The 26,444-nt window shown below is 56.9% G+C and carries 22 protein-coding genes, 1 tRNA gene and 11 pseudogenes; 4 read left to right on the top strand and 30 right to left on the bottom strand.

Annotated features, from left to right (window positions below; all coding sequences use genetic code 11):
• Positions 1 to 8: 8 nt before the first annotated feature.
• The 7 genes and pseudogenes from JCM13995_RS00760 to rpsU form a co-directional block, all read right to left on the bottom strand.
• Complete coding sequence (locus JCM13995_RS00760) at positions 9 to 416, bottom strand: diacylglycerol kinase family protein (RefSeq protein WP_225350611.1); 408 nt, start codon at positions 414 to 416, stop codon at positions 9 to 11.
• Positions 394 to 855: an rRNA maturation RNase YbeY gene (gene ybeY, locus JCM13995_RS00755; RefSeq protein ID WP_054661490.1), complete on the bottom strand. Its 462-nt coding sequence runs from the start codon at positions 853 to 855 to the stop codon at positions 394 to 396. The genes JCM13995_RS00760 and ybeY overlap by 23 nt, the downstream gene beginning before the upstream one ends.
• Positions 855 to 1,799 (bottom strand): HDIG domain-containing metalloprotein, encoded by a 945-nt coding sequence (locus tag JCM13995_RS15225; RefSeq protein WP_054661487.1) that lies wholly within the window; start codon positions 1,797 to 1,799, stop codon positions 855 to 857. Before JCM13995_RS15225 ends, ybeY begins: the two co-directional genes overlap by 1 nt.
• Positions 1,800 to 1,819: 20 nt before the next feature.
• Positions 1,820 to 3,007, bottom strand: a complete 1,188-nt coding sequence (locus JCM13995_RS00745; protein WP_054661484.1) for a hypothetical protein — start codon at positions 3,005 to 3,007, stop codon at positions 1,820 to 1,822.
• A gap of 12 nt (positions 3,008 to 3,019) precedes the next feature.
• Positions 3,020 to 3,693 (bottom strand): annotated as a pseudogene (locus JCM13995_RS00740) (PhoH family protein).
• Between the two features lie 383 nt (positions 3,694 to 4,076).
• Positions 4,077 to 4,520 carry a GatB/YqeY domain-containing protein gene (locus JCM13995_RS00735; RefSeq protein WP_054661481.1) on the bottom strand — a complete coding sequence of 148 codons (444 nt, stop codon included), beginning with the start codon at positions 4,518 to 4,520 and terminating at the stop codon, positions 4,077 to 4,079.
• Between the two features lie 65 nt (positions 4,521 to 4,585).
• The gene (rpsU, locus tag JCM13995_RS00730) at positions 4,586 to 4,762 is read right to left on the bottom strand and encodes a 30S ribosomal protein S21 (protein ID WP_054661478.1); all 177 of its coding nucleotides are present in this window, start codon (positions 4,760 to 4,762) and stop codon (positions 4,586 to 4,588) included.
• A 212-nt stretch (positions 4,763 to 4,974) separates the two neighbouring features.
• Between rpsU and JCM13995_RS00725 the strand changes: the two are divergent.
• Positions 4,975 to 5,809, top strand: a pseudogene (locus JCM13995_RS00725) (pyruvate, water dikinase regulatory protein).
• Between the two features lie 67 nt (positions 5,810 to 5,876).
• Here JCM13995_RS00725 and JCM13995_RS00720 read toward each other — a convergent pair.
• The 8 genes and pseudogenes from JCM13995_RS00720 to hisS form a co-directional block, all read right to left on the bottom strand.
• Complete coding sequence (locus tag JCM13995_RS00720) at positions 5,877 to 6,779, bottom strand: deoxyribonuclease IV (RefSeq protein ID WP_054661475.1); 903 nt, start codon at positions 6,777 to 6,779, stop codon at positions 5,877 to 5,879.
• A gap of 41 nt (positions 6,780 to 6,820) precedes the next feature.
• The gene (locus JCM13995_RS00715) at positions 6,821 to 7,741 is read right to left on the bottom strand and encodes a YitT family protein (protein WP_054661472.1); all 921 of its coding nucleotides are present in this window, start codon (positions 7,739 to 7,741) and stop codon (positions 6,821 to 6,823) included.
• A 120-nt stretch (positions 7,742 to 7,861) separates the two neighbouring features.
• Positions 7,862 to 8,383 (bottom strand): peptide-methionine (S)-S-oxide reductase MsrA, encoded by a 522-nt coding sequence (gene msrA, locus JCM13995_RS00710; protein ID WP_054661469.1) that lies wholly within the window; start codon positions 8,381 to 8,383, stop codon positions 7,862 to 7,864.
• Positions 8,384 to 8,820, bottom strand: a pseudogene (gene msrB / locus JCM13995_RS00705) (peptide-methionine (R)-S-oxide reductase MsrB). It abuts the gene before it with no gap.
• 131 nt (positions 8,821 to 8,951) lie between these two features.
• Positions 8,952 to 9,131 (bottom strand): hypothetical protein, encoded by a 180-nt coding sequence (locus JCM13995_RS17405; RefSeq protein WP_369385574.1) that lies wholly within the window; start codon positions 9,129 to 9,131, stop codon positions 8,952 to 8,954.
• A gap of 6 nt (positions 9,132 to 9,137) precedes the next feature.
• A pseudogene (aspS, locus tag JCM13995_RS00700) lies at positions 9,138 to 10,629 on the bottom strand (aspartate--tRNA ligase); the annotation flags it as partial.
• Positions 10,577 to 10,747: a hypothetical protein gene (locus JCM13995_RS17400; protein ID WP_369385573.1), complete on the bottom strand. Its 171-nt coding sequence runs from the start codon at positions 10,745 to 10,747 to the stop codon at positions 10,577 to 10,579. The pseudogene aspS and the gene JCM13995_RS17400, both read right to left, overlap by 53 nt.
• Positions 10,740 to 12,024, bottom strand: a pseudogene (hisS, locus tag JCM13995_RS00695) (histidine--tRNA ligase). The gene JCM13995_RS17400 and the pseudogene hisS overlap by 8 nt, the downstream one beginning before the upstream one ends.
• 341 nt (positions 12,025 to 12,365) lie before the next feature.
• Here hisS and JCM13995_RS00690 point away from each other — a divergent pair.
• A pseudogene (locus JCM13995_RS00690) lies at positions 12,366 to 13,692 on the top strand (N-acetylmuramoyl-L-alanine amidase family protein).
• A 77-nt stretch (positions 13,693 to 13,769) separates the two neighbouring features.
• Here the strand turns inward: JCM13995_RS00690 and JCM13995_RS00685 are convergent.
• The 10 genes and pseudogenes from JCM13995_RS00685 to JCM13995_RS00650 form a co-directional block, all read right to left on the bottom strand.
• A complete protein-coding gene (locus JCM13995_RS00685; protein ID WP_054661466.1) occupies positions 13,770 to 14,408 on the bottom strand; it encodes an HAD family hydrolase in 639 nt (212 codons plus the stop codon).
• Positions 14,398 to 14,852, bottom strand: a pseudogene (dtd, locus tag JCM13995_RS00680) (D-aminoacyl-tRNA deacylase). Before dtd ends, JCM13995_RS00685 begins: the two are co-directional and overlap by 11 nt.
• Positions 14,853 to 14,899: 47 nt before the next feature.
• A pseudogene (locus JCM13995_RS00675) lies at positions 14,900 to 17,123 on the bottom strand (RelA/SpoT family protein).
• Positions 17,124 to 17,250: 127 nt separating this feature from the next.
• The gene (locus tag JCM13995_RS00670; protein ID WP_225350608.1) at positions 17,251 to 17,574 is read right to left on the bottom strand and encodes a hypothetical protein; all 324 of its coding nucleotides are present in this window, start codon (positions 17,572 to 17,574) and stop codon (positions 17,251 to 17,253) included.
• 1 nt (position 17,575) lies between these two features.
• Positions 17,576 to 18,310, bottom strand: a complete 735-nt coding sequence (locus JCM13995_RS00665; RefSeq protein WP_054661463.1) for an RsmE family RNA methyltransferase — start codon at positions 18,308 to 18,310, stop codon at positions 17,576 to 17,578.
• A pseudogene (gene prmA / locus JCM13995_RS00660) lies at positions 18,307 to 19,262 on the bottom strand (50S ribosomal protein L11 methyltransferase). Before prmA ends, JCM13995_RS00665 begins: the two are co-directional and overlap by 4 nt.
• 9 nt (positions 19,263 to 19,271) lie before the next feature.
• Positions 19,272 to 19,775 (bottom strand): DUF3013 family protein, encoded by a 504-nt coding sequence (locus JCM13995_RS00655; protein ID WP_156314263.1) that lies wholly within the window; start codon positions 19,773 to 19,775, stop codon positions 19,272 to 19,274.
• Between the two features lie 27 nt (positions 19,776 to 19,802).
• Positions 19,803 to 20,326, bottom strand: a pseudogene (locus JCM13995_RS17395) (DNA-3-methyladenine glycosylase).
• A 145-nt stretch (positions 20,327 to 20,471) separates the two neighbouring features.
• Positions 20,472 to 20,663 carry a hypothetical protein gene (locus JCM13995_RS14805; RefSeq protein WP_225350612.1) on the bottom strand — a complete coding sequence of 64 codons (192 nt, stop codon included), beginning with the start codon at positions 20,661 to 20,663 and terminating at the stop codon, positions 20,472 to 20,474.
• A gap of 373 nt (positions 20,664 to 21,036) precedes the next feature.
• Positions 21,037 to 21,408 carry a hypothetical protein gene (locus tag JCM13995_RS00650; protein ID WP_054661457.1) on the bottom strand — a complete coding sequence of 124 codons (372 nt, stop codon included), beginning with the start codon at positions 21,406 to 21,408 and terminating at the stop codon, positions 21,037 to 21,039.
• Between the two features lie 132 nt (positions 21,409 to 21,540).
• Here JCM13995_RS00650 and JCM13995_RS00645 point away from each other — a divergent pair.
• A tRNA-Ser gene (locus JCM13995_RS00645) sits at positions 21,541 to 21,628 on the top strand.
• A gap of 80 nt (positions 21,629 to 21,708) precedes the next feature.
• Here the strand turns inward: JCM13995_RS00645 and JCM13995_RS00640 are convergent.
• Positions 21,709 to 21,936 (bottom strand): hypothetical protein, encoded by a 228-nt coding sequence (locus tag JCM13995_RS00640; protein ID WP_054661454.1) that lies wholly within the window; start codon positions 21,934 to 21,936, stop codon positions 21,709 to 21,711.
• A gap of 211 nt (positions 21,937 to 22,147) precedes the next feature.
• On the opposite strand from JCM13995_RS00640, the gene JCM13995_RS00635 reads away from it, so the two are divergent.
• The gene (locus JCM13995_RS00635; protein ID WP_054661451.1) at positions 22,148 to 22,558 is read left to right on the top strand and encodes a hypothetical protein; all 411 of its coding nucleotides are present in this window, start codon (positions 22,148 to 22,150) and stop codon (positions 22,556 to 22,558) included.
• A gap of 80 nt (positions 22,559 to 22,638) precedes the next feature.
• On the opposite strand, the gene JCM13995_RS00630 is transcribed toward JCM13995_RS00635, so the two are convergent.
• The 4 genes and pseudogenes from JCM13995_RS00630 to recJ form a co-directional block, all read right to left on the bottom strand.
• Positions 22,639 to 22,953 (bottom strand): DUF960 domain-containing protein, encoded by a 315-nt coding sequence (locus JCM13995_RS00630; RefSeq protein ID WP_054661448.1) that lies wholly within the window; start codon positions 22,951 to 22,953, stop codon positions 22,639 to 22,641.
• Position 22,954: 1 nt separating this feature from the next.
• Complete coding sequence (gene ybaK, locus JCM13995_RS00625) at positions 22,955 to 23,437, bottom strand: Cys-tRNA(Pro) deacylase (protein WP_439645185.1); 483 nt, start codon at positions 23,435 to 23,437, stop codon at positions 22,955 to 22,957.
• A 126-nt stretch (positions 23,438 to 23,563) separates the two neighbouring features.
• The gene (locus tag JCM13995_RS00620; protein ID WP_054661442.1) at positions 23,564 to 24,091 is read right to left on the bottom strand and encodes an adenine phosphoribosyltransferase; all 528 of its coding nucleotides are present in this window, start codon (positions 24,089 to 24,091) and stop codon (positions 23,564 to 23,566) included.
• 12 nt (positions 24,092 to 24,103) lie between these two features.
• Positions 24,104 to 26,381, bottom strand: a pseudogene (gene recJ / locus JCM13995_RS00615) (single-stranded-DNA-specific exonuclease RecJ).
• Positions 26,382 to 26,444 lie beyond the last annotated feature (63 nt).

Genomic DNA, 26,444 nt, shown 5'->3' with positions numbered 1-26,444 from the left:
TCGTCCTCCTAAATCCATTTCGTCACCAGCTGCCACAGCGGCGGGAAGAACACATAAAGGCCGCACACCACCGCAATCGCGCTGGCCACCAGCACCGCCCCGGCACTCATGTCCTTGATGCGTTTGGCTCGCACGTCGAAGTGCTGCCCGACGACCAGGTCGACCACATTTTCAATGATGGTGTTCCACAGCTCCATCAAAAACACCAACATCACGGCCAGCAGCAGGATAAACCACTGAAACCGGCCCACCTTGAACCACCAGGCACAGAAGAACACGAAGAGCGCCATCAGACTTTCCCGCCGGAAGTTGCCCTCTCGCAAGTAAACGCCAAATAAGCCGGCCATGGCGTGCTTCAGCGACTGGCCGAAGTGGTGATTTTTGCTAATTTGCTTATCTGGGGAGGCCATAGGCATCTAGGATCTTTTCCTGCAGCGGGATCATGACCGCTTCGTCTTCCGGTTTAATGTGATCGTAGCCGTTCAGGTGCAAAAAGCCGTGCACGACCGTGTAGCCTAACTCACGCTCGAACGAGTGGCCGTAATCCTTCGCCTGGCGCGCCACCTGATCGGGGTCGATGAAGAGATCACCGATGTTTTCCGGCATGTCAGGAAACCCGATCAGCTGTTCATCATCGCCGTCCTCGATTGCAAAGGAAATGACGTCAGTGACGCGATCCGTATCCCGATACTTTTTATTGATGCGGTGAATTTCCTCATCGGACACAATTGTGATCGACATTTCGGTGTCTTCGGCCTTGTTCAATTCCTTGCCGGCAAACTCGACCAGTTCCTTGGCCAGTTTTGTGTGTGCGTCATCCAAGCGGTGGTCGTCATCATAAAATTCCAGATCCATTATGCTTCTCCTTTAGCTGGTGCATCGTCTTTGGGGTATTCAATCCTAGTGTAGAACGTGCTGGTCAAACCGCCGACCAGGGACGCTTCCACTTGTCGCAGCTGCTCGACGGTAATCGGCGCCTCGTCAAACTGGCCATCCAGCAGCCGTTCGTTGGTAATATTGTGAACAAATGTCTGAATCGAGGCCTGCGTCGGGTGTTTCATCGAGCGCACCGCCGCCTCGCAGGTGTCTGCGATGTTGACGACCGCGGCCTCAATGGTCTGCGGCTTCGGCCCGTCATACCGGTAATCGCTTTCTTTAGTGCTCGGGTCGGCTTCTTTGGCCTCGTGGTAAAAATACTTCATCAAGGTAGTGCCGTGGTGCTGCTGACAGATGTCAATGATGAATTGCGGCATGTGCCGCGCCTTGAGCATCGCCACCCCGTCTGTGACATGAGCGAAAATGATTTGCACCGATTCCGAAGCCGTCAAATGATTGTGCGGCGAGTCGAACCCGGCCGGCTGGTTCTCGGTAAAGTATAGCGGCTTCTTCAGCTTGCCGACGTCGTGGTAGTAACAGGCCACGCGGGTGAGCATCGTGCGCCCACCGATTGCCGCCACTGCGTTGGACGCGAGGCTGGCAACCATCATGCTGTGGTGATAAGTCCCTGGGGCTTTTTCCATCAGCTCCCGCAGCAGCGGATCATTCGGGTCACTCAGCTTGTTGAGCTTGAACACCGAATCGTCCTGCCAGATCATCTCGAGGTACGGCGTGGCGCCCAGCGCCAGGACATAGCCCAGCACCTGGCCGACCACCACAAACCCCAGTGACTGCCAGGTGGTCAGCGCGGTGAACCGGGCGCCTTGCAGTAGCAGTGTGCTCAAAGTCAAAAACAGGTTGATGCCGAGGACCCAGAAGGCCACCAGTTTGGCCTCGTCGTTCAGCCGCTTACGCTGGACCATCACGGCCAGCACCCCGGAGGTCAGATAGCTGATGGCCGTTGCGGCGGTGAACAGCGTCCCGGTCGTCGAGTAGAAAACAAAAAAAACGCCAAGAACGTCTGCATGAGCGCCGCGAGCAGCGCGAACCGACGGCCGATAAAGGTCCGCAGGAGCAGCGGCACAAACGCCGCAGGAAGCAGCATCGCCAAGTTGCCGCCGCCGGTTTTGGCCAGAAACCGCAGGCCCAGCATCACGAGCACTGCAAGTCCCATCAGGCCGCTGTATAGCAGCGCATTTTTGCGCTGGCTGGCCGCCGGATACTGCCTCAGCAGCGCCAGCAGCGCAATCGCCTGCACCACGACGAGCACCAGCAGGCCAAACAACGCCCAAGGCGCACGCCGTTTCGTCAGCCCCAGGACCCCTAACTGATGGATCACCGTGTTGTCCACGATTTGCCCTTGCTGCACAATCACCTGACCCTGCACGATCTCAACTGGGTCGACCTGAAGGCGGGCTTGGGCCTGCTTGGCTTGGGTCTTGGTCTCGTTGATGAGCTGATTGGGGATGATGGTTTGCGCGATCAGGGTCGTGCCCAGCCGCCGCTGGGCAGTGGTCAGATCACTCGTCGACAGCTCCGCGGTGGCCGTTTTTTTCGCTGCCGCCAAATTAGAATTGGTCAGGCGCTCCTGCAACTGCCTCTCGACCGCGGGCGCTACCGTGGCAAACACGGCGTCGCGGTCCTTGGCCGTCACGGCAAAGGCGGACTTGTAGAAGCTGTCGCTAAATTGATAGAAGTACGGGTAGTCACCCTTGGCGTAGGCACTGCGGAAAGCGGTCGTCATTTTCGCCGGCGTGGGCTTGACGTACACGGCGTTGGCGTCCTTGGCCGACGCGGCCTGGTACTTCTTCTGCGCCGCTGAAGTCTCCTGATTCTCTGTGGTCGTCAGGGCCTTTTGCAGCCGAACCAGCTGGTCCTGCTGTTTCGAACTGATGGACGCGTCATAGCTGTAAACCGGGGTGACGGCATTGGCCGCAGCCTTGCGTGCCTGTGCGGTGGCCGGCTGATCCTGAACCGTTTGGGTGGCGATGATGGTCTCTGCCGCCGGCGTGTTGACTTTCACCGCCACGGGATTGGGCAACGTGATCCACGCCACCGCGGCGATCAGCACCGCCGTAAAAAGGATCACAACGAGCACTGCACTTTTGCGCCACTTGACTGAGTTTTGCATGGGCCCTCCTGACTACTGTGGTTGGTCAGCTTGCGCGTACGCCTCAATAATTTTCGCCACGACCGGGTGCCGCACGACGTCACTGGCCGAAAAACTGGCAAACCCGATGTGATCAATCTCCTTCAAGATATGCTGCGCCTGGATCAGCCGCTGCTTTGGTGATTCGGCAGGTCGATTTGAGTGATGTCGCCATTGACGATCATTTTGGACGAGAAGCCCAGCCGGGTCAGGAACATTTTCATTTGCGCCTGCGTCGTGTTTTGCGCCTCATCCAAAATGGCAAAGGCGTTATCAAGCGTTCGGCCGCGCATGTAAGCCAGCGGCGCGATCTCGATCACGCCGCGGTCCATCAGCCGGTTCGTGTGTTCTGTCCCCAGCACGGCGTACAAGGCATCGTAAATCGGCCGCAGGTACGGATCGACTTTTTCCTTTAAATCGCCAGGCAGGAAGCCAAGGTTTTCACCCGCTTCGACCGCTGGCCGGGTCAAAATCAGCTTTTCGACCTCGCCGGCTTTCAGCGCGGCGACGGCCATGACGACCGCTAAATAAGTCTTACCAGTCCCGGCTGGACCGATGCCGAAGGTGATGTCGTTGTGCTTGATGGACTGCACGTACTGGCGCTGGCCGAAGTTCTTGACGCGGATCGGTGCGCCCTTGGCATCGCGAATCAGCGTTTCCGAGTACATGTCGGCAAAGTACTCCAGGGTGCCGCGCTGGGCCATGTTGATGCCTGACACGACGTCCTGCGGCGCAATGGCAATGCCGCGGCTCAGCAGCGTCAGCAGCTGCTGGATCAGCTGGTAAGCCAAGCTGGTCGCCTTGGGCGTGCCACTGATTTTAAGCGTATCGCCAAACGGGGCGATCAGCACATCGAGTGCCTCTTCGATCAGGGTAAAATTCTCATCATTAATGCCAGCAAGCGCAATGGCTGATCAGTGCTGGCCAGAGACAGGGACTTTTCTACGGATTCTTCTGCCAAGAAGCCGCCTCCTCATTGAGTTTCCTTCATTTTACCATAAAAAAAAGCCGCGTCACAGCGACGTGACGCGGCATGAAACACATGCGTGGCTTATTGGAGCTTGGCCTTGACCAGTTTGTTGACCAGTGCACCGTCAGCCTGGCCTTTGACCTTCGGCATCAGGGTCTTCATCACCTTGCCAAAATCAGCCTTGCCGGTCGCACCCGTTTCCTTGATGGTCTCATCGACCAACTTAGTCACTTGCGCCTCGTCCAGCTGGGCCGGCAGATATGATTCAACAATCTTGATCTCCGCCTTCAGCGGCGTCACCAAGTCCTCACGGCCGGCTTTTTCAAACTCGGCCATGCTTTCCTTGCGCTGTTTCAGCTCGGTCGACAGGACCGCCTGTTCCTCAGCATCGGTCAAGTCATGACCGGCTTCGATTTGTTTGTTTTGCAAGGCGGCCTTCAGCATCCGGACGGTGCTCAGTGTGGCCTTGTCCTTCGCCTTCATTGCCGTTTTCATCTGTTCGTTCAATTGATCCAATACTGCCATGGTGAACTCCCTTTCTTCACTTGCAACAAAAAAACGCGCACCAATCGGCGCGCGTCCGTAAATCGTTAGAACTTCTTGCGCTTGCGTGCAGCTTCGGACTTTAACTTCCGCTTAACGCTTGGCTTTTCGTAGAATTCCCGCTTGCGGTATTCGGCTAATGTACCTGACTTGGATACGGTGCGCTTGAAGCGCCGAAGAGCATCATCGAGAGATTCGTTTTTCTTAACGACTGTCTTTGCCATATGATATCCCTCCCTCCGACACTTACGTAACCATTGATTGTTGCATCACTAGTTCTCAACTATTATAGCGGACATCAAAAAAACGCGTCAATACGGCAATCGCGAATTCTGCAAGATATTTGGCAAAAAAAATCATGATTAGACGCCGGCGCGTGCGCGCACCCCGATTATGCTATGATAACGGTATCAACCAAGTGAAGGATGGGAGCATTATGGGTGAAGAGACGAATTATTACATTATTTCGGATTCAATCGGGGAAACTGGCTTAAAACTGGCCCAAGCGGTCGCGGCCCAATTTAGCGGTCAAAGTGCGCACTATCTGCGGTTTCCTTTCGTTCACGAGCAAAAGAAGCTGCTGGAAACGCTAGATGCTGCCAAGGCCGATTCGCGCGCCGTCGTAATCGCCACGCTGGTCACGCCGGGGCTCGCGCAGGCCGGGCGCACGTATGCCAAGCAGATCGCCCTGCCCTTCATTGACGTGATGACGCCGATCCTGAAGGCCGTGGTCACTGAAACCGGCGATCAGCCAAGCGGCGTGGCCGGTGCTGTGCACAACCTAGACGAAAAGTACTTCGATCGCATCTCCGCCATGGAATTTGCGGTCATGTACGACGACGGCAAGGACCCGAAAGGTTTCCTAGAGGCCGACATTGTGCTGCTCGGCGTCTCGCGAACCAGCAAAACGCCGCTGTCCCTATTCTTGGCCAACCGCAACCTGAAAGTCGCTAATCTGCCGCTAGTCCCGAACGCGCACATTCCCGAAGAAATCTGGAAGGTCGATCCGAAGAAAATTGTCGGTCTGACCACTGATGCTTCGGTACTGATGGAGTTTCGGCGCCAGCGCATGATCGCCTACGGACTGGATCCGGACACTGCCTACTCTGCACGCGATCAGGTGAACGAGGAGCTTCAGTACGCCGATGACCTGTACAAAAAAAATCGGCTGCATGGTCATCAACACCGCCCACCGCTCCATCGAGGAAACCGCGATGCTGATCCTCGAGCACATGGGCCTTGACGAGGTCGACGATCCCACCAAACAGTAAATCAACCGGCAGCGGCCGCCCGTCTTCTCAAACGAGCGGCCGCTTTAATTTGCACGCCTGCGTTTGACTAATCAGCAAGCGGCGTTGCCCCCAGCGCCACCAGCTGTTCGGGCAGGAACTGCTGACTTTTCAGCCAGCTGATCTCAATGCCGTATGGTGGGACCATGTGCGCCTTGTCCGGGCCGACGTATGGGGTTTCGAGGATCTTGGGAATGGCCGTGAGCTGCGGATGGTGGACAATGGCATTCAAGCAGTCAAACCCTAAAGTGCCAAACCCAATGTTCTGATGGCGGTCCTTGTGCGCCCCCTGGGGGTTTTTAGAATCGTTGACGTGGATGACCGCCAGCTTGTTCAGGCCGATCACGTGATCAAATTCATTCAGCACGCCATCAAAATCGTTCTTGACGGCGTAGCCGGCATCACTCATATGGCAGGTATCCATGGTGACCGCAATTTTGTCCGGCTGCTCGACTCGATCGATGATCGCCGCGAGCTGCTCAAAGGTGCGCCCGACCTCCGTGCCCTTGCCCGCCATAGTTTCCAAGGCAATCAGCACGTGTTGGTCTGGTGAAATGATTTGGTTAAGGCCCTTGGCAATCTGCGCAATGGCGGCGCCTGCGCCAGCGCCGACATGAGCCCCTGGGTGAAACGGCATCGCGTAGGCGTGCAGTGCGTCGGCGCGGGCAACCTCTTCCTTCATGAACTGAACCGCGAACGGATAATTTTCCGGCTTGATGGTGTTACCCAAATTGACAATGTACGGCGCGTGAATGACCAAATGGGACAGTCCCGCACTTTTCATGTCAGCAAGGCCCTCCGGAATGCGCATTTGCGACACGTCCTTGCGCCGCGTATTCTGCGGCGCGCCGGTGTAAAATTGCAGTGTGGTGGCACCGTAGCTGGCAGCCTCCGCCACCGCACCCACGAACATCCCTTTACCCTTCATCGACACATTGGCTCCGATCAGCATCGTTTTTCCTCCTCAAAAGGCCGCGTCACCGCGGCCCCAGTTTAGTCAGTTTTCGGTTCGTAAAAGTGCCCCATGATTTTCACCGATTGGGTGATCGAGACAAAAGCATACGGGTCGCTTCGCCGCATCGCGTCCTCGAGGTCGTAAATCTCCGCCCGCGTGATGATCGTGAACAGGATCGTTTTCTCCTCGTGATGAAACGCGCCTTCCGCATCGTGCACGATAGTGATTCCCCGCCGCAGGGTGTTTTGGATCTCGTTGACCACCGCCTTTTGCTGGTCGGTGACGATCATAACCTGCAGGCGCTGCTGCCTCGTGTACATCGCGTCCATCACGCGACCGTTAATGAAAATTGCCAAGGCGGAATACAACGCATGCGGCCAGTCGTTGACAAACCCCGCCAAGAAGATGATCACGATGTTGATGGCGATGTTGACCGAGCCAATTGTGGCCCCAGTCTTTTTCCGCCAGACGATCCCGACAATGTCGAGGCCCCCGGTGGAGATGTTATTGCGCAGCGCGAAGCCCGTGCCGAGGCCGTTGATCACGGCCCCGAAAATCGCGCACACGATTGGATCAGAGGTCAAGGGCTTCACAACGCCCAGCAGCCGGATCATGATGGTCGAGAAAATAACTGCCAGAAACGTAAAGAAAGTGAAGCGGTGGCCGATCTGCTTCCACGCCACCACAAACAGCGGCACGTTCAGCAGGAACAGCAGCGTCCCAGTGGAAAACAGGTCAGTGGTCGCCATCGGGCCAAACGGGGTGCCAAAGGAGACATTGAACCACTTGCGGACGACGGTGGCCAGCAGCTGGGCGGCCCCGGTGACGCCACTGGCAAACACGCCCCCTGGTTCCCAGAACATGTTTAACGCCAGCGCCACGCAAATACTATAGAAAAACGCGGCGGTCAGCCGGCTCCAATTTTGATGACGGCGGATCAATCGGTCAATTTCCTGCATAACGATCCCTTTCTGAAAGCTTGGTATTGCCAGTATACCACAGCAAACCGCACTGCTTCGCGCCCTAACGGCTTTCAGAAAAAATTAACCGACTCCAGAAATTGCCTAGAGTCGGTCATTTTAGTGCTGCCAGTGCTTGGATTTAAACTGCTCACGGCCGCCGCGCTCTTCCATCTCAAAGCGCAGCGGATTCTTCTTGTAGAAGTCCTGATGGTAGTCCTCGGCCGGGTAAAACGGCTTGGCCGGCTCGATGCTGGTCACAATGGGGTCCTTAAACTTGCCGCTGGCCGCCAGCTTGGCCTTTGACGCTTCGGCAATCGCCTTTTGCTCTGGTGAGTTGTAGAAGATCACCGGGCGATAGGAATCGCCGCGGTCCTGGAACTGGCCCATCGCGTCAGTCGGATCGGTTTGCTGCCAGTAGATTTCAACCAGCTGGGCGTAGGAAATCACGGCCGGATCAAACTTGATCTCCACGGCCTCCGTGTGGCCCGTCGTGTGACTGGCGACCTGCTCGTAAGTGGGATTGGCGACATGGCCGCCAGTGTAACCGGAAATCACCGCGTTGATCCCAGGCTGAGTATCAAACGGCTGGACCATGCACCAGAAACACCCACCGGCAAAAATTGCCGTTTCTTCTGCCATTTACTTTCCCTCCTCAAACATTTGCTTGTACTGCCCGTAACCCTGGGCATCAAGGTCGGCTAGTGGCACAAAGCGCAGTGCCGCCCCGTTGATGCAGTAGCGCAGCCCACCCTTGTCCTGCGGGCCGTCATTGAAGACATGGCCTAAGTGCGAATCGGCATCCTGCTGCGCACTTCCACGCGTTCCATGAAAAAGCGACTGTCCCGCTTTTCCGTCAGCTTGGCGAGTGGCTTGGTGAAGGACGGCCAGCCGCACCCGGCGTCGTACTTGTCCTGTGAGGAAAACAGCGGCTCGCCCGACACCACGTCGACGTATATCCCGGGCTCGTAAAAGTCGTCGTACGCACTGCTGAACGGCCGCTCTGTCCCCGCCTTCTGCGTCACGTCGAACTGCTCCGGCGTCAGCTTCTTGCGCAGTTCATTTAAGTCTTTTTCCATGCTTATCACCTCGCGCTCAGTATACGAGTTTTGCCGATAGATTGCCAGCAATCTAGTTGCAGATGTTCTAACTTTTTCGTCTGCAAAAAAAGTCGCCGCGATCAGGCGACGACTCAGTGCTCATTATTCAGTTAAATTCTCGTCGCTTGGTGCGCCGCGTTCGGATCAACGTTTGCGCGCACCTGAATGCCGAGATCCTCAAGCTGCACATCGGCAACCGGGGTCGGGGCGTTCGTCATCGGTTCGGAGGCCTTCGAGTTCTTCGGGAAGGCGATCACGTCGCGGATGTTGTCGCGGTTCAGCAACAGCATCACGAAACGGTCGAGCCCAATGGCCAGCCCACCATGCGGCGGGAAGCCGTAAGTCAGCGCGTCAAGCAGGAAGCCGAACGACTTCTGGGCGCGTTCCGGCGTAAAGCCAGCGCCTTGAGCATTTTCTCTTGGATCTCGCGGCTGTGGATACGAATCGAGCCGCCGCCCAGTTCGTCCCCGTTCATAATGATGTCGTAAGACTGCGCGTGGGCGCTGTGCGGATCGGTGTCCAGCAGGTGCACGTCTTCCTCGTTCGGCATGGTGAACGGGTGGTGCGCTGGGACCCAGCGCTGAATGCCTTCATCGAATTCAAACAGCGGCCAGTTGACGACCCAGCAGAAATTGTACTGGGATTCGTCGACCAGACCCAGGTCATGGCCGAAGTGCGTGCGCAGGTAACCGAGACTGGCTGCCACCACACTGGCTTCATCGGCAACAAACAGAACGAGGTCGCCGGCTTTGGCGCCCAGCGGCTGGGTCAACGCTTGGCCGTCCCCGAAGAACTTGCTGATCGGGCCGGAAATGCCGTCATCGGTGACCTTAAGCCAGGCCAGACCCTTCGCCCCAAAGCGCTTAATGTAGTCCTGCTGCTCGTCGATTTTCTTGCGCGAGTACTTGGCTGCGCCCCCTGGCAAAACGATTGCCCGGACTTGACCACCATTGGCCACGGCGCCGCTGAAAACTTTGAAGTCGGAGTCCTTGACCAGGTCAGAAACGTCCTGAATCTTCATGTCGAAGCGCAGGTCCGGCCGGTCGGAACCGTAAAGGTCCATGCGTCCTGCCACTGGATCCGCGGAAACGGGCGCTTAACGTCCACGCCCTTCACTTCCTTCATCACTCGGGCGATCAGGCCCTCGGTCAGGTCCTGGATCTCCTGCTGGTTCAAGAAGCTGGTTTCCATGTCGATCTGGGTAAACTCGGGCTGGCGGTCGCCGCGCAGGTCCTCGTCGCGGTAGCAGCGGGCAATCTGGTAGTAGCGGTCAAAGCCCGCCCCCATCAGCAGCTGCTTGAACAGCTGCGGGGACTGCGGCAGCGCGTAAAAGCTGCCTGGGTAAACCCGGGATGGCACCAAGTAGTCGCGGGCCCCTTCAGGCGTGGAAGCCGTCAGTGTCGGGGTCTCAATGTCGAGAAACCCGTTTTCATCGAAGTAGTGGTGCACGGCTGACATCACCTTGCTGCGGGTGATGATGGCTTCTTGCATCTCCGGCCGGCGCAGGTCGAGGTAGCGATACTTCAGCTTGGTTTCCTCGGTCGCGTTGACCCCATCGGCAATGTCAAACGGTGGGGTCTTAGCCTTGTTCAGAACAATCGCCTTGGCAATCTCAACTTCGATCTCGCCGGTTTTCATGTCCTTGTTAATGGCTTCCGGTTTGCGCGCGGCCACTTTGCCAGTGACTTCAAGCACGTACTCGGAACGGGCCTCATTGGCCACGGCCAGTGCGTCTTCACTGAATTCTTGTGAGAACACCAACTGAACGATGCCTGCGCGGTCGCGCAAATCGATAAAAATCAGGTTGCCCAGGCTGCGGCGTTTTTTGCACCCAGCCCTTAAGGGTGACGGTTTCGCCCAGGTTCGCCTTGGTGACGTCCCCGGCATACATTGTGCGTTTACTCATGATCTGCCTCCAATTGTGCGGCGAGCTTGCTGAGGTCTGCTTCGACCTCGGCCTGCTTAAATTCTTTTTGCACACCGCTTTGCATATTTTTGACCTGAATCGTGCCGGCCTGAAGCTCACTTTCCCCTAACGTCATGACCAGCTGCGCGTTGTCCTTGTTTGCCGACTTGAACTGCGCCTTGGGTTTGCGGCCTTGGAAGTCCATGTCGACCTCAACGCCTTGCAGCCGCAGCGCGTGCGCCAGCCGCAGGGCCGGCCCTTGCGCAGCCGAATCGATGGCAACGATGTAAACCGGCAGGCTTTCCTGAACTTTCTGGCCTGACAGGAGTAGCATCGCGCGCTCAACGCCCATGGCAAAGCCGACGCCTGGAGTCTCCGGGCCGCCCAGTTCCTCGACCAGGCCGTTGTAGCGGCCGCCGGCGAGCACGGTCGTGTAGCCGCCACCGAATACCGCGTCGTTGCTCATAACCTCAAAAATGGTGTGGTTATAGTAATCCAGCCCGCGCACCATATCGGCGTCGATTTCAAAATCGATCCCCAAGTCTTTCAAAAAGCCTTGCACGGCCTCGAAGTGAGCGGTGGCCGCCGGCGTCAGGTAATCCAGGATCTTCGGCGCGTCTGCCACGATGCCTGATCGCCCTTGTCCTTGCTGTCGAGGATGCGCAGCGGGTTCTTTTCCAGCCGAATCTTGGAATCCTCTGACAGCTGATCCTTGAACGGAGTCAGGAAGGCGACCAGTGCCTGATGATAGGCCGCGCGCGACTCGGGATCGCCCAGCGTGTTGATGGCGAACTTGAGCTGCTTGGCCCCCAGCGCTTCTAGCAGGTCCTTCGCCAAAGCGATCACCTCGGCGTCAAGGGCCGGACTATCAACGCCAAACGCCTCCACCCCGATTTGATGGAACTCGCGCTGCCGCCCACTTTGCGGCCGCTCGTAACGGTACATTGGGCCCATGTAGTAGACCTTGTACGGCTTTTGGTGATCAGCCCATACAGCTTGTTTTCCACATAGGCGCGGACAACGCCGGCAGTGCCTTCTGGCCGCAGCGCCATTTGCCGGCCGCCCTTGTCTTCAAAAGTGTACATTTCCTTGGACACGACATCAGAGGTTTCACCACTGGAACGGGCGAACACGTCGTAGCTTTCAAACAGCGGCGTGCGGATCTCGCGGTAACGGTAATTTTCCATCACGGTTTTGGCGATCGTTTCGACACGCTGCCACAGCTCACTTTGGCCCGGCAGAATATCTGCCGTTCCTTTTGGTCGTTGATAACTCATATTTTCCTCCTTAAACGCTTAGCCAACAAAAAAAACACCCCTCGTCATAGACGAAGGGTGCGGACACGGTACCACCTTGTGTTTTACTCAGCCATAACGGTGGCAACCGGAGCTCGTCAGCCTCAGAAGTGTCTTTTCGGTCGGTCCCGGCTTTCACCATCTCCGGGTCGCTGCGTGAAATTGACCTATCCTGCTTCCTCATCGGCGCTTGTATTTGAGTTTAGCGTACGTTGTTTTCAGTAAATTGTCAACGGTTCAGGCGGAAAAACACCAGGGTCGGGTTTTAACCGATTAGATTTGGTATAATCACCCTAGCAGCAATTTGCGTAGGGGATGAAGATGTGAAAATCAAACAGCTAAAACGATGGCCGCTGATCATTGCGTTTGTGCTCCTGACCGGCGTGTCGGTCGCGACCACCACCGTCCTGGCCGAAAGTAACTCGCTCACGGTGCGGGCCAGCGTGCTGAACGTGCGACTCGGCCCGGGCCTGTCATATGGCCTCATGGGCCAAGTGCAGCGCGGCACCAAGCTGACGATCATCAAACAGGAAAATTCCTGGGATCAGGTGCGCCTGGCTGGCAATAAGATCGGCTGGGTCGCCTCGTGGCTCGTCGACCAAGACGAAGCCACGACCACCAGCGCGCGAACCGCGACGGTCAAAACTGGCGCCAATATTCGCCAATACGCTTCCACCAGTGCCAAGGTGCTGGGCACGGCCGCGGCCGGCGACACCCTGGACGTGATTTACCAGGAGGGCAGCTGGACCCAAATCGCGTACAAGAACACCGCGGCCTGGGTCAGCACCAGCACCGTTGACTTGACCGGCAAAACCGTCACCCTTGCCTCGCCTGAGCAGACGCAGCCGCAAAGTAAGCAGCCCGCCCAGACGGTCAGCGCCATCAAGGTGACGACCAACCTCGCCGTGAATCTGCGCTCCGCCGCCGGCCTCAACGCGCCGGTCATGACGCAACTGCCCAAGAACACGACGCTGACGGTCCTGGACCAATCCAGCGAGTGGTACAAAGTGCAAACGGCCAGCGGCAAAACCGGCTACCTGGCCTCTTGGACGGTAACGACACCGGGTACCAAGTCCGCCAAGGCGGCGACCAACCTCGCCGAGGCCACCATCGTCCTTGATCCTGGGCACGGCGGCAGTGACTCAGGCGCCGAATCGACCAGCGGGCGGTTTGAAAAAAACGTACACGCTGCAAACCGCCGAAGCCATTGGCGCTGCGCTGAAGGCGCAAGGCGCCAACGTGATCTATACCCGCTCCAGCGATAAGTTCGTCGACCTTGCCCCCCGGCCGGTCGTCGGGGAAAAAGCGCACGCCGATGCCTTCATCTCCGTCCACTTTGATTCCAGCGCCAATGCCAACGAGGCCTCCGGATTCACCACCTACTACTACAACGCCAAGAAAGACATGCAACTGGCCAAGTCGCTGAACAGCGCGTTTGATTCAAATCTGAAAATGACCAATCGCGGCGTCCAGTTCGGCAACTTCGAGGTCATTCGCAACAACACCCAGCCGGCGGTCCTGCTGGAAATGGGCTACATCAACAACGACAAAGACTTCGCCCACATCGCGTCTGGCGCTTACCAGCAACAAGTCGCAGGCGATGTCGTCAAAGGATTGACCGCCTACTTCAAGGCCGGTAATCATCAATAAATAAACGATTAGAGTAAAACTAAATGAGCGTGCGGCTTTGAGTTAAGCCACACGCTCATTTAGTTTGCTTGGCAGAGTCAGCCTTCGTGAGCGTTGAACAGCGGCAGCAACTCGGTCAGGTGATCGACTTGAACATCGGCCATTGGCGCATCATTGAGCCCGTCGACGTTGAAGTACACCCCTTTGACCCCGGCATTTTGCCCGGCGATCACGTCGAGCTTGCGATCACCGATCATCGCCGTCCGTTCGGGATTCAACTGGTGTGCGGCCACGAGATGCAGCACTGCATCTGGCGCGGGTTTACGTGGCAGACCCAGATCCGAGGTCACCCCATCCAAAAACAGGTCCTTCAACCCCGCCTGACGCAGCAGCGCCCAGGCGGAATGGTCTCGGTGCGTCATCAGCAAGTTCAACCCGCCGGCGTCGTGAATGGCGTGAAGCACGCCGGGCACCTCAGGGTAAGGTTGCGCGATCATCACCTGCTGCCGCTCCAGCGTATGAAAATGACTGAGTATCCGCTCGGGCGTCGTGTCAAGCTGCGGCGCCAATTGCGTCAGGGTAGCGGTGATGGAGCCCCGTTTAACCGTTTTAAGCAGCGCCCCCTCATCAACGGTCACTTGGCCGTAGTAGTGCAACGTCTTGACCAGCGCCGCAAGCATTTCCGGGTACGTGTCAAACAGTGTTCCATCAAGATCCCAAATCGCATTAACCAGCATGTTGTTCCTCCGTATCAAAAATAATGGTGACCGGACCGTCATTGGTCAGGCTCACCTGCATATCTGCGCCAAACTCGCCGTGGGCGACCCGGGCGCCGGTCTGCGCAAACTTGGTCAGAAAGGCCTCATAGAGGCGCTCCCCAAGTTCCGGCGCGGCCGCCCCGGTAAAGCTGGGCCGGTTGCCCTTGCGCGTGTCGGCATACAGCGTGAACTGCGAAACGACTAACACCGAACCGCCCACCGCAGCCAGCGCGCGGTTCATTTTACCCTGATCGTCGCTGAATACGCGCAACTTACTGATCTTATTAACCAGATAGTCGACATCCGCTGCCGAGTCGTTGGGCCCGACGCCGAGTAAGATCAAAAAGCTTGGCCAACCTCCCCGGTCACCTGACCCTCAATGCTGACACTCGCGCGGCTCACGCGCTGGACCACTGCTCTCATTGATTTCCTCCTGAAAAAAAGCAGGCGTTTGCCGCCTGCCACCGCGCTCAGCCTTGAGCGCGCTTGACTTCGTAAATATCTGGAATGTTCTTGATGGAATCCATCATGTGCTCCAGGGCACCCAGGTTCGGAATGCCGACGGTCACGTGAATGTCCGCCATTTTGTCATGATCGACCCGGCCGTTGACGTTGGTCAGGTTCTTCGTCTGCGAATTCAGCGTTTGCAGGACCTCGTTCAGCAGGCCGTTGCGGTTATAGCCGTAAATCTCCAGCTCTGTGTCAAACAATTGACTTTGGTCGTTCAGGTTCTGCCAGCGGACATCGATCAGGCGCCCGGCCATGGCCGGCGAGCTGTCAACGTTAGGGCAGTCGCGCGGTGAATGGTGACCCCGCGGCCCTTGGTGACGTACCCGATGATTGGATCGCCTGGGACCGGACTGCAGCACTTAGCCAGGTGCACCAGCAGGTTGTCGACGCCTTCGATGACGACGCCTTCCTCGGTGCGGGAAACCGGCTTTTTCTCCTTGGACATGGTCGTGACCTTCTGGTTATTCGCCAGGATCGCGTCTTCCTTGGCCTTCTTGTCGCGTCGGCCTTCTCGCGGCGGACCCGCTCAGTTAAGCGATTGGCGATGACCTTGGCGGAGTATTCACCATAACCGATCGCAGAGAGTAGCTCCGCTTCGGTCGCAAAGTTCAGCCGCTTGAGCAAGTCGCCCATGTCCCGCTTTTGGCCCATGAAGTCCTTCGGGGCATAACCCATTTCGGTCAGGGTCCGCTCAAGTTCCTCGCGGCCTTTTTCGGAGTTTTAGCCTTTGTCGGCCTGCTTGAAGTAGCGCCGGATCTTGTTGCGGGCCCGCGAAGTGAAGGCGATGTTGACCCAGTCGCGGCTCGGCTTCGAGCTGCTGTTGGTCAGCATCTCGACAATATCCCCGTTTTTGAGCTGATAATTCAGCGGCACGATTTTGCCGTTGACCTTGGCGCCGACACTGTGATTGCCGACTTCGGTGTGGACCATGTAGGCAAAATCAAGCGGTACGGAACCCTTGGGTAGTTCGTAAACATCCCCTTGCGGCGTGAACACGTAAACGCGGTCGGTGAAAATGTCGCCTTTGACGCTGTCCATGAAGTCGTGCGCATCGTTGGTCTCGTCCTGGATCTCCAGGATCTCGCGGAACATGTCGATCTGCTTGCCGGCCTTGTCGTACTGGACCTCGCTAGTCTGCCCTTCCTTGTACGCCCAGTGGGCGGCGACCCCGAATTCTGCGACGTGGTGCATTTCCTCGGTGCGGATCTGGACCTCCAGCGGCTTGCCCATCGGCCCGATCACAGTCGTGTGCAGACTTTGGTAACCGTTGGCCTTGGGCATTGCGATGTAGTCCTTGAACCGTCCTGGCATCGGCTTCCACTGCGTGTGAATGACGCCGAGCACCGCGTAGCAATCCTTGATGTTTTGCGTGATCACGCGCACGGCCAGCAAATCGTACAACTCGTCGAACTGCTTGTGCTTGTCACGCATCTTTTTGTAAATGGAGTAGATGTGCTTCGGCCGGCCGTAGATCTCGTAATGGATGTTGAGGTCGGCCAGGGCCTTTTTGATGTCGACAATGGCCTTGGCAATGTACTCCTCGCGCTCGGTGCGTTTGGACTTCATCAGTTGGGCGATCCGGTAGTACTGCTGCGGGTTGAGGTAGCGCAAAGACAGGTCCTCAAGCTCCCACTTGATAGTGCTAATGCCCAGCCGGTCGGCCAGCGGCGCGTAAATTTCCAGCGTTTCGTTGGCGATGCGGCGCTGCTTGTCCGGCCGCAGGTGCATCAGGGTCCGCATGTTGTGCAGGCGGTCGGCGAGCTTGACGAGAATGACCCGCATGTCCTTGGCCATCGCCAGTAGCATTTTGCGGTGATTTTCCGCCAGTTCGTCCTTGTGGGCGACGTAGGTGACCTTGCTTAGCTTGGTCAGCCCGTCGACAATGACAGCCGTTTCCTTGCCAAACATCTCCTGAATGTCGCCGAGGGTGATGTTGGTATCCTCCACAACATCGTGCAGGTAGCCGGACGCGACCGTAATCGGATCCATCTTCAGGTTGGCGAGAATGCCTGCCACCTGAATGGGGTGAATGATGTACGGCTCACCCGACTTTCGCTTTTGGTCCTTATGCACATACGCGGCAAAATCGTAAGCCTTCTTCACAAAGGCCAGGTGCTCGTCATTCATGTACTTCGCGCACAGCGCCATCACTTGCTCTTGCGTCAGTTCTGGTTCTTCTGCCATGATAGTCCCCTTTCTCGCGCGCAGCCGGAGCGTGTCAGCAGCCGCCCGTAGTGACCAAAAAAGCACGTCTGAAACGTGCTTTTGCAGAGTTTCTTATGATTGATTATACCGACTTTGCAGAAAAAAACTAGTCGCGCGTCCAAGCCAGCATGGTCAACAGCCAGTATACCGGCACAAACCAGTAGCCATAGTTGGCAAAGCGAATAAACACCATCAGCGCAAACAGCGCCGGCAGGACCAACGTCAGCCACCACTGCAGGTGGTGCTTGCTCATAAGGCGGCCAAACCAGAGGCACAGCCCCATGTTAATGATGATCCACAGGATCAGGACGCGCACGGCCACATGAACGTGCAGCAAAGTGAAGCCCCATGGCAGGACCATTGTCGCGATCACACTTAGCAAAATAATCATGGCTGAAGGCGTCTTCAACCAGGCTTTGACTTTACTCATTCTAATCTCCCTGCAATTCGCTGAGCACAGATACCGCGCTGAGCAGATATAATGGCGCAGTTTCGGTTCGCAGGATCCGCGGACCCAGGCCGACCGGAACGTAGCCAGCGCTTTGCAACGTGCTGACCTCCACCGGACTCAGGCCGCCTTCCGGGCCAAACACGGCGATCAGCGACTGCGGCCGCCGGGCCATCGCCGCAACCAGTGCGGCGGTTTCCCCCGCTTTGGCACTTTCCTCGTACGCGATCAGTCTCGCATCGGCGTGAAGCTTTGTCATTTCGTTCAATGTTACCACATCAATGCTTGGGACAACACTCCGGTGTGACTGCTCGGCGGCACCCTGCGCGATGGCTTGAAAGCGTTCAAGCTTTTTCACCACGCGGTTTGGCGCCCACTTGGCCGTGGCCCATTGACTATTGAAAAAACTAATTGCTGCGGCCCCCAGCTCCGTCGCTTTTTGAACAATCAGCTCAGCTTTTTCGCCCTTGGGAATGCCGCAGATCAGGTGCACAGCGACCGGCAGCTCAGTGCGCCGAGTCAGCGCTGCGCCCACTTGCACTCGCAGCGGTGCAGCGGTAAGAATCGTGGCCAGGTGCGGCAGGGCTTCGGGCCCGACCAACTCAAGCTGGTCGCCCTCACTCAGCCGTAGGACCTGGATCGCGTGCTTTTGAATGGCTGGCTCAAGGTCGATCACAGTGTCTGCGTGCAACGCGCGCGCGGTGAAAAACCGGTTCATTCGTCCGCCTCCGCTGCCAGGCCGGCCACAAGCGCGACCCAGTCGCCCAGCCGGGCCTGCGCCAACACGCGCAGGCCGTTCTCGTTAAGCGTCTGGTCAATCGCCGCCACCTTGTCGTGATAAACCCCAGATAACAGCAACCGGCCATGAGGCTTGAGGACAGACGGCACTTGCGGGATCAAAGGCGTCAGCACGTCGGCCAGAATGTTAGCGGCGACCATGTCAACGCGCGTCTCGATTCCCTTGAGTAAATCATTGGCCACGACCTCAATGCCATCAATGTCGTTAAGGGCCAAGTTCGCCTTGGCATTGGCAACTGCCGCCTCGTCAACATCTGTCGCTAACACGTGCTTGGCACCCAGCATGCGCGCGCCCAAAGCCAGGATGCCGGAGCCAGTACCCACATCGATCATGGTTTCGCCGCCGCGAATCTGACTTTCAAGCAGCCGCAGCATCAGTGCGGTCGTCGGGTGACTGCCAGTCCCAAAGGCCATGTCCGGGTCTAGCCGCATCACCAGTTCCCCAGACTGCTGCGGTTGATAATCCAGCCAGGCGGCACGATGGTCAAAAAGCGGGTGATGCGCAGCGGGTGGTAGTACTTTTTCCACTCGTTCGCCCAGCTTTCTTGTGCCAGCGCGTGCGCCGTGACCGTGCCCGGGCCCTCCGCCAGCCCAAAACTAGGCAGCTGAGCCACCCGCGCCTGGAGCGTGGCGACCAACTCCGCCGGGTGGCGGCGCCCATCAAAATAACCACTGACCTTCGCGCCGCTTTGCCGATGAGGGATGCTGACGGGATCAAACCACCCCCCGCGCGCATTGGTCGTTTGGCCGCCTTGAAAGTCTGCCGCGTCCTCAATTTGAACGCCGTCAGCCCCTTCGGCCATTAAAAAATTGGCAACGGCATCCACTGCCTCACTGCTGGTTTCGATCGCGAATTCAACCCACTGATCCATGCAGACCTCCTAATACTGGGGGTACGGCAGTAATTGGTGCCGCGCCGCTTCCGGCTGCTTCGCATAGGCGGTTTGATACTTCGCGTCATCAAAGTGAAGCTCAAAAGTGTCCGCGTCCGAAGTGCCGTCAACAAAGTCCATGAGGTCGGATTGGCCATCATCAAGCAGGTCCTGCAGGTAAGCAAACACAGCATCGACGGTGGCCTTCGCGATGCCTTGCTTACCTTGGAACCCAAACACGGCCAGATAGTTGTCCTTGTAGTCGTCACCATTTAGGCGCGTTGCATCGTAAAACAAAATGGCATCGGAATAGTCGATCTCACCGTCGTCGATGGTTTGGCCGTCCTGGTCCTCGACCTCATAACCCTTTGCCGCTTCGACCGTCATGGTCAGCTCCACTTCAAAAACGCGTGCTTCCTTGTCCCAGTTCAGGTCCAGGTCCCCATCGAAATCCATCGCGTCGATCTTATCGCCGATATAGTCCAGCATGTTCTCGGTCTGCTTCATTGCCATCCTCCGTTAGGTCAATTGCCCTTTTCTTCATATCTGAGACATTCGCGTTGCCAGCAACGAAAAAGCGCAACGCGGCCGTTGTCGCTGTTCCCTTGTTCGGAACCCCAATCCGCGGCGTCGCCTGATCAAGGCCGGCGTGCGCCCCGGCCAGATGAGCTGGACCCGCCCCTGATTCACGGCCCGATTGTTGTCCGCCAGGGTGATGCCAAACGCTTGACACAGCTTGCCAGGGCCGGACGTCATTGCCGGTCCGCTGCGCCCTCGCCGCATCGCCATTGCGGCCACACCGGCAATGGGTTCAACCGCCCGAATCAACACACACTGCGGAATCGTCGCTGGTTGCGTGACCACATTGAGTAGGCAGTACTGCCGCATCTGGTAGACGTAAACCGTCCCGGCCGCCCGTACAACGCCTCGTTGGTTTTCGTGCGCCGCCCGCCAAACGCGTGCGCGGCACGGTCAGATACGCCTAAGTAAGCCTCGGTTTCAACCACCAGCCCCGCACAGTCGCCAACTTTCAGCACCGCGCCCAGCAGCCCCCGGGCAGCCATAACCGTAGTGCTCTGCGTGAGCCAATTAATTAGTTTATCTTTCATTACTCGTATATCTTAAACTACTACCGCGACAAGGAAAAGTGTCCCGGCCAGAAGACGTCGAAGTCAAAGAAAAATGCCGATGGCCGGATCGGCATTTTGACTAATTCAGTTTGGCCTTCACGCTGGCAGGCAGCTTGGCGGCATCGATCAAACTTGGCCCTGCCACGACGCGCTTTTGCGAGATCTTGGCGGTCAGGTATTGGCCCTGGGCATACGGCATTGGCCCATCAGGGGCCTGCTTGGTCTCGTAGCCCAAATCGCGAGTGTCCCCACTGGCCGTGACCCAGGTCAGGTCGTAGTCGTAATAATAATACTGCTGACCGTTGACCTTGTAGTCCTTACCGTTTTCGACCGCTTTTTTTCTTGGTGACCGTGGTCACTTTGGCGTATGCGGTCGTGGTTTGATAGGTCGTGCGCCAGTAATTGTAGCCCCAAAAGCCGATAATCACGACAAGGACTGCGGCGATCCCGCCGAAAACTTTTTTTCATCGTTCTCCCTCCTGATGATGATGTGGCGTTTTTTTCAGGTGTCCAAACGTGGCCTGAAGCTTGGCGAAGCGGCTCGGATCTTGTTCCCGAGCGTTCTTGACCATTTTAGCAAAGTCGTATGACTGCGGCAGCTGCGGCGTGTCGGGCTGTTTTTTTCTTAAATAAACTCATACTGTTCACTCCTCGACTGCAGCCGGTTCTGGCCGGTGATAGGTCATGATGATAAACACGCCAGCCAGCTGCATGATTGCCAGGTACAAGCTGTAATTTGGCACCAGCGCGTAGGCGACAAACGCCCAGATGCAAAGAAGGTTGCCGAGCAGAAGCCGGGGCCGCCTCAGAGCCTTCAGGTAGGCCAGCACATGCAAGGCGATCCCGATCACACTCAGCCACCACCGCGGCTCCCACAGCATCATCAGGCGCCCCACTGCCGGAAAGCTAAAGCCGGAGCGCAGGGCGGTCAAACTCGCCCACAGCAGCACCACGACGGTAAAAACGGCATACAGCAAGCTGTACAAGCCAATCAGTTTAATGACAGAAGGTTTCATCTTGACCAATCCTTAGTAAGAATACATTCAGTATACGAGCTTCAACTTTAATCACAAAACTTGCTCAGGCTATTTGCAAAAAAACTAAACATTTGCTATACTAAATAACGTTCTGCAAATAGTTTACCACATGGAGAGTTGGCAGAGTGGTAATGCACCGGACTCGAAATCCGGCGAACCGGTTCACACCGGCGCGCAGGTTCAAATCCTGTACTCTCCTTAATCAAAAGTCCGTCGCAACGCCTTTTCTGGGGTTGTGGCGTTTTTTTTGCCCAAACACGATTCAACGTGATGGGCGCATCAATCCTGTGCGGACTTGGTCATCTTGGCCAGCACCTGCGCCAACAGTGCTTCCGTGAACGCCCGGTTTTCCGCCAGCACATAGGTCGTCGCTTCAGCTAAGGTCGCGTTCGGTACCGCCTTTTGCCACTCTGCCGCCCGAGACTGAATCTGAGTTTCGGTGAACTCATTCGCGACCACCGAATCAGCCGCATCTGCGATCAAGGCACGCAATTGTTTCTCTTCCATCAAGCTACCTCCTAGGATCACGCTGACTGGCTGTTTCAAAGCCCCATCGCCGGCTGCTGCTGTTAGTTTACCAATTTTCGAAACAGATAGTTGACTAATTCAATTAATAACGTTGATTTTTTAATTATAGGTACACAATTATGTTGATTATTAGTTTTTTGAGTGATACCATCGGATTGTAGGTTAATTAACAAGCTAAGGGGGCATCACTATGCAAACACAGGATTATGTTCAGTGCGTCAATCAAGAACTCGAACGTTTATTGGTTTTTGAAACCGTATTCAAGGAATACGCGCACACCTGCAGTAACATCGAAAAAGGCAACTGCCTCGCCAGCGAGAACTTCGAGCGCATTCACTTGTACTTCACTAAAAACATTATTCGGTTCGATCGTTTCGTGGATCAGTGCGCCGCGGTGCCTGCCCCTTCAGGGTATGAACGCTTCAACCAGCTGTTGGTCAACGGGCTGAAAGGCATTCGTGAAGCCGTGATCGACATGCTGGAAGCGATACAGCCGGATCACGTGGATCACCATCAGTTTGCGACGGCACTGCAGCAGCAGCAATCCGCCCGTGAGCAAATCAATACTGCATTTGAGCAGATCAACGTGCCAGCATTCTAACTCGCAGGTGTGGCCCAGCGGCACCCGCGAGTGACAAAAAGCGTCCAGAGGCTTCTGGACGCTTTTTCGGTCTTCGCCGACTACTGCTGATGCCCTTCCTCGGGCAGGAGGATCGTTTGATTCTCACCGTCGTCGTACGCCATGACCGTGTCGAGAAAACTCGCATCATAATCAAACGGCAGGTCAATGGCCAGTTGCGTGTCGCCGCCCTTTTCCGAAAAGGCCACGGTCAGCTTCCCTTTCGTGTTGAGCAGATCAAACCGCAGTATATTACCTAGTGGGACCACGCCGGTGAGGTCCTGATCGATGATCATCCAAATTGAATCAATGATCTCACCTGGCAGCTTGGCAATAACACCATAAGTGGCGAAGCGACTGTGATTGGCTGAAAACATGTTATTCCTCCTGTTCCTCGGGGCTGGTGATCGCGGCAAACGTCGCTGAGACCACTTTGGCTAGGGCCTTAGGGGCGATGCCCACAGAGCGGCCGATTTTTCCTGAACTGACAATGATCTCCGGCTGCTTCAGGGCTTCTTCCCCAATGAAGATCGGGTAGCGGTGCCGCGCGTGGATGCCGATCGGGGTGTTGGCGCCGTGCTCGTAGCCTGTCGTTTTGACCAGGTCTTTCAGTGGCACCATGCCGACCTTCTTGTTGCCTGAAGCCTTGGCCAGTTTCTTGTAGTCGACGTGCATATCCAGCGGCACGACCGCAATCAGCGGGCCAGTTTTATTGCCGGTCAGCGCCAGGGTCTTGTAGATCAGATGCTCCGGCACTGCCAGATGGTCCACACTCAACTGCGCCACGTCCCCGGCCTCATGCGTGGGAAATTCGTATTGTTTATAGGCGACATTTTGCTTGTCGAGCATTTTCTCGACCAGCGTCTTGTCCTCTTTTTTTCTTCTTACTCATGGCGTGCCTCCGGTTTCATTGTAACGATTCCGACCGAGCAATAAAAGCAAACCGGCTGCAAAAAAAGAGCGCGACTGCTCGCACCCTCCCGCTTGTTAAGCCCCTTTATAAGTCGTCAGGGTCATCATATCGTAACCCTTCAGCTTATCGCGGCCGTGCAGGTCCTCCAGCTCGACGATGAAAGCCGTTCCCACGACAATGCCACCCAGTTTTTCAACCAGTGAAATTGTCGCCGAGATGGTACCCCCAGTGGCCAGAAGGTCATCGACTACCAGCACGCGCTGGCCAGGTTTGACGGCATCCTTATGCAGGTACAGCGTTTCACTGCCGTACTCCAAGTTGTAAGAGGCGCTCACAGTCGGTCGCGGCAGTTTGCCCTTTTTCCGAGCCGGTGCGAAACCGACCCCGAGCTTGTAGGCCACCGGGCACCCGACGATGAAGCCGCGGGCCTCGGGGCCAACGACCATTTCAACCTGCTTATCTTTGGCGTAAGCGACCAGTTCGTCCGTTGCTGCGGCGTATGCCTTGCCGTCTGCCATTAGAGGCGAAATGTCGCGATAGATGATCCCAGGCTCAGGGAAGTCCGGGACACTTGCGATGTAATCTTTATAATTGATCGTCATTGATCCAATTCCTCATTTCTTTGCCGTCAGCCATGCCTCAAGTGCGGGGCGACTCGCGGTTTGCAACCAGTGTGCCAGCTTCAAAAACGCCGTCTGCCGCTGGTAGGCGACACTTTCCTGCAAGGCTCTCTTAGCTGGATGCGCAGTGACGGTAATTTGGGACCCGTCTATTTTAACAAATCCCAACTCAAAAAACACCTGTACGGCTAAAATCACTTGACGAATCGTCAAATGCACCTGTTTGGCCGCCGCTGGCAGGTGATGCTTGTCAAACCCGGGGTTGGCCGCCAGAAAATGCAGCACACTGCCACACTCTTGCCGATTCGGCACGGCGACCAGCTCTGCAGCCTGAGCCGTAAAGACGACTCGCACCGGCAGCTGAACGTGCGTCATCAACGTGTTTAAGGTGGCCTCATCAGGCGGCAGATCAACCAACACCGCATTGGCGAGCGGCGTCGTCACGGCCTGCGCCATCATCACCGGGCCCCCAAACATAAAGGTCGCAGTCATGGCCTGCTTGCGCTTGGGGTCAAAGAACACGTAATTATACGCGCCGCGAAACTGCTCGGCACTGGCCACTGGCAGCCGCATGTCGATCACGCTGGGTTGTTTCAGCTCCCAGTCCACGAGGCGCAGCTGCAGGCTGGTCCGGTTCTGCCAGGTGTTCTCATCCATGCGCAGTGCCAGCTTGACTTGGCTGGCCGCCGTCAGTGACGGGGCATCCCCGCCGCGGTTGAACGCGACGACCTTTTGCCCGTCAGCCGAAAAACGCAGGTGCGCTTTGGTTTTGCCCATTTGCTGGACGTCCGTCACCTGCTTAGGCACGTAAACGAACGTCGGCTCCTCATTGCCTGGGCCAAACGGCGCGAGCTTACGCATCAGGTGATAGTTGTCCAGGCTGATGTCGCTGGCTTCCAGCCGGCCGCTGATGGCCAGGGTCGGCTTCGGCGCATCCTTGAGGGCCACTGCTGCGGCCTGCTCCATCGCCGCGTGCAGCGCCGGAATGTTGGCCACTGGAACGGTCAGGCCGGCCGCCATCGCGTGCCCGCCAAAATGGGTCATCTGGTCGCGCGCGGCATCCAGTGCCTTGAACAGGTTGTATGCCGGGACTGACCGCCCTGACCCTTTCGCGGTTTGCCCGTCCTTCGCAATGTTGAGGACCAGGGTCGGCTTGCCGGTTGCTTCGACCAGGTGTGAGGCCACAATGCCCAGCACCCCTTCATGCCAGCCGGCATGGGCGACAATCAGGGTCTTCTTCGCCTGGTTCTCAGGACTTTGCGCAATGGTCAGCGCCTCTTGCGAGATTTTGGCCACCAGGGCTTGCCGCTTCTGATTCAGTTCATTGACGTTAGCGGCCAGTTTATCGGCCTCGTCGTCGTCAAACGTCGTCAGCAGGGTGACCCCAGGATTTGCATCACCCAGTCGGCCCAGTGCGTTCAGCCGCGGACCGATTCCGAATCCAATCGAGGTTTCATCCACCTTCTCCGGGTCAAGATCCGCGACCTTGATCAGCGCGTTGATCCCTGGGCGCTGCTGCTGATGGATCATCTGCAGGCCCATCTGGACGATCAGTCGATTTTCTCCGGTCATGCTGACAATGTCGGCAACCGTCCCCAAGGCGGCCAGATCCAAGCAATCCGTCGCCGGCTCGCCCAACAACGCGCTGGCCACCTTGAAGGCAACCCCGGCGCCGGACAAATCGTTGAATGGATAATGGCCGTCAGGATGCCGCGGATGGACCACCGCGACAGCTTTTGGCAGGACCTGCGGTAGCTCGTGGTGATCGGTGACGACCACGTCCATCCCCGCCGCCATGGCCTGATCGATGACGCTTGCGCCACCCACCCCATTGTCGACGGTGATCACCAGCTGGGTCCCGTTTTTCCGCAAATAGTCGTAGACCTCGGCGTTGGGGCCGTAGCCGTCCGTGAATCGATCCGGGATGAACGTCTCAACGTTGTCGGCACCAAGCGAATTCACCAGCGTGTCCTTCATAATTGACGTGGCAGTCAACCCGTCGACGTCATAATCACCGTAAATCGTAATTTTTTTCCTGCTGGGTGATGGCCTGCTTGATGCGGTCGACCGCCTTTTGCATGTCATGCAACGCAAACGGATCGTTCAACCGACTCAGGTCCGGCGTGCAGAACGCATCGTAGGCTGCCTGATCGGTGATCCCGCGCTGAATCAGCAGCCGCGCCAAAAATGGCGGCACTGATAGTGTCTCCGCCACCTGCTTGGTCTCTTCTGCGCTTGGTTGTGCGGCCTCTTGCCAAAGGTAATGTGCCATCGTCGTCTTCCTTTCTAACCGCAATAGTATATCAGACTTTCGCGGTCCCTGCCCTGAGGATTA

It is taken from the genome of Lacticaseibacillus camelliae DSM 22697 = JCM 13995, from assembly GCF_001311195.1.
GTDB lineage: Bacteria > Bacillota > Bacilli > Lactobacillales > Lactobacillaceae > Lacticaseibacillus > Lacticaseibacillus camelliae.
Note: the sequence above shows the minus strand (reverse complement) of the source record. Positions and strands in the feature narration are given on the sequence as shown.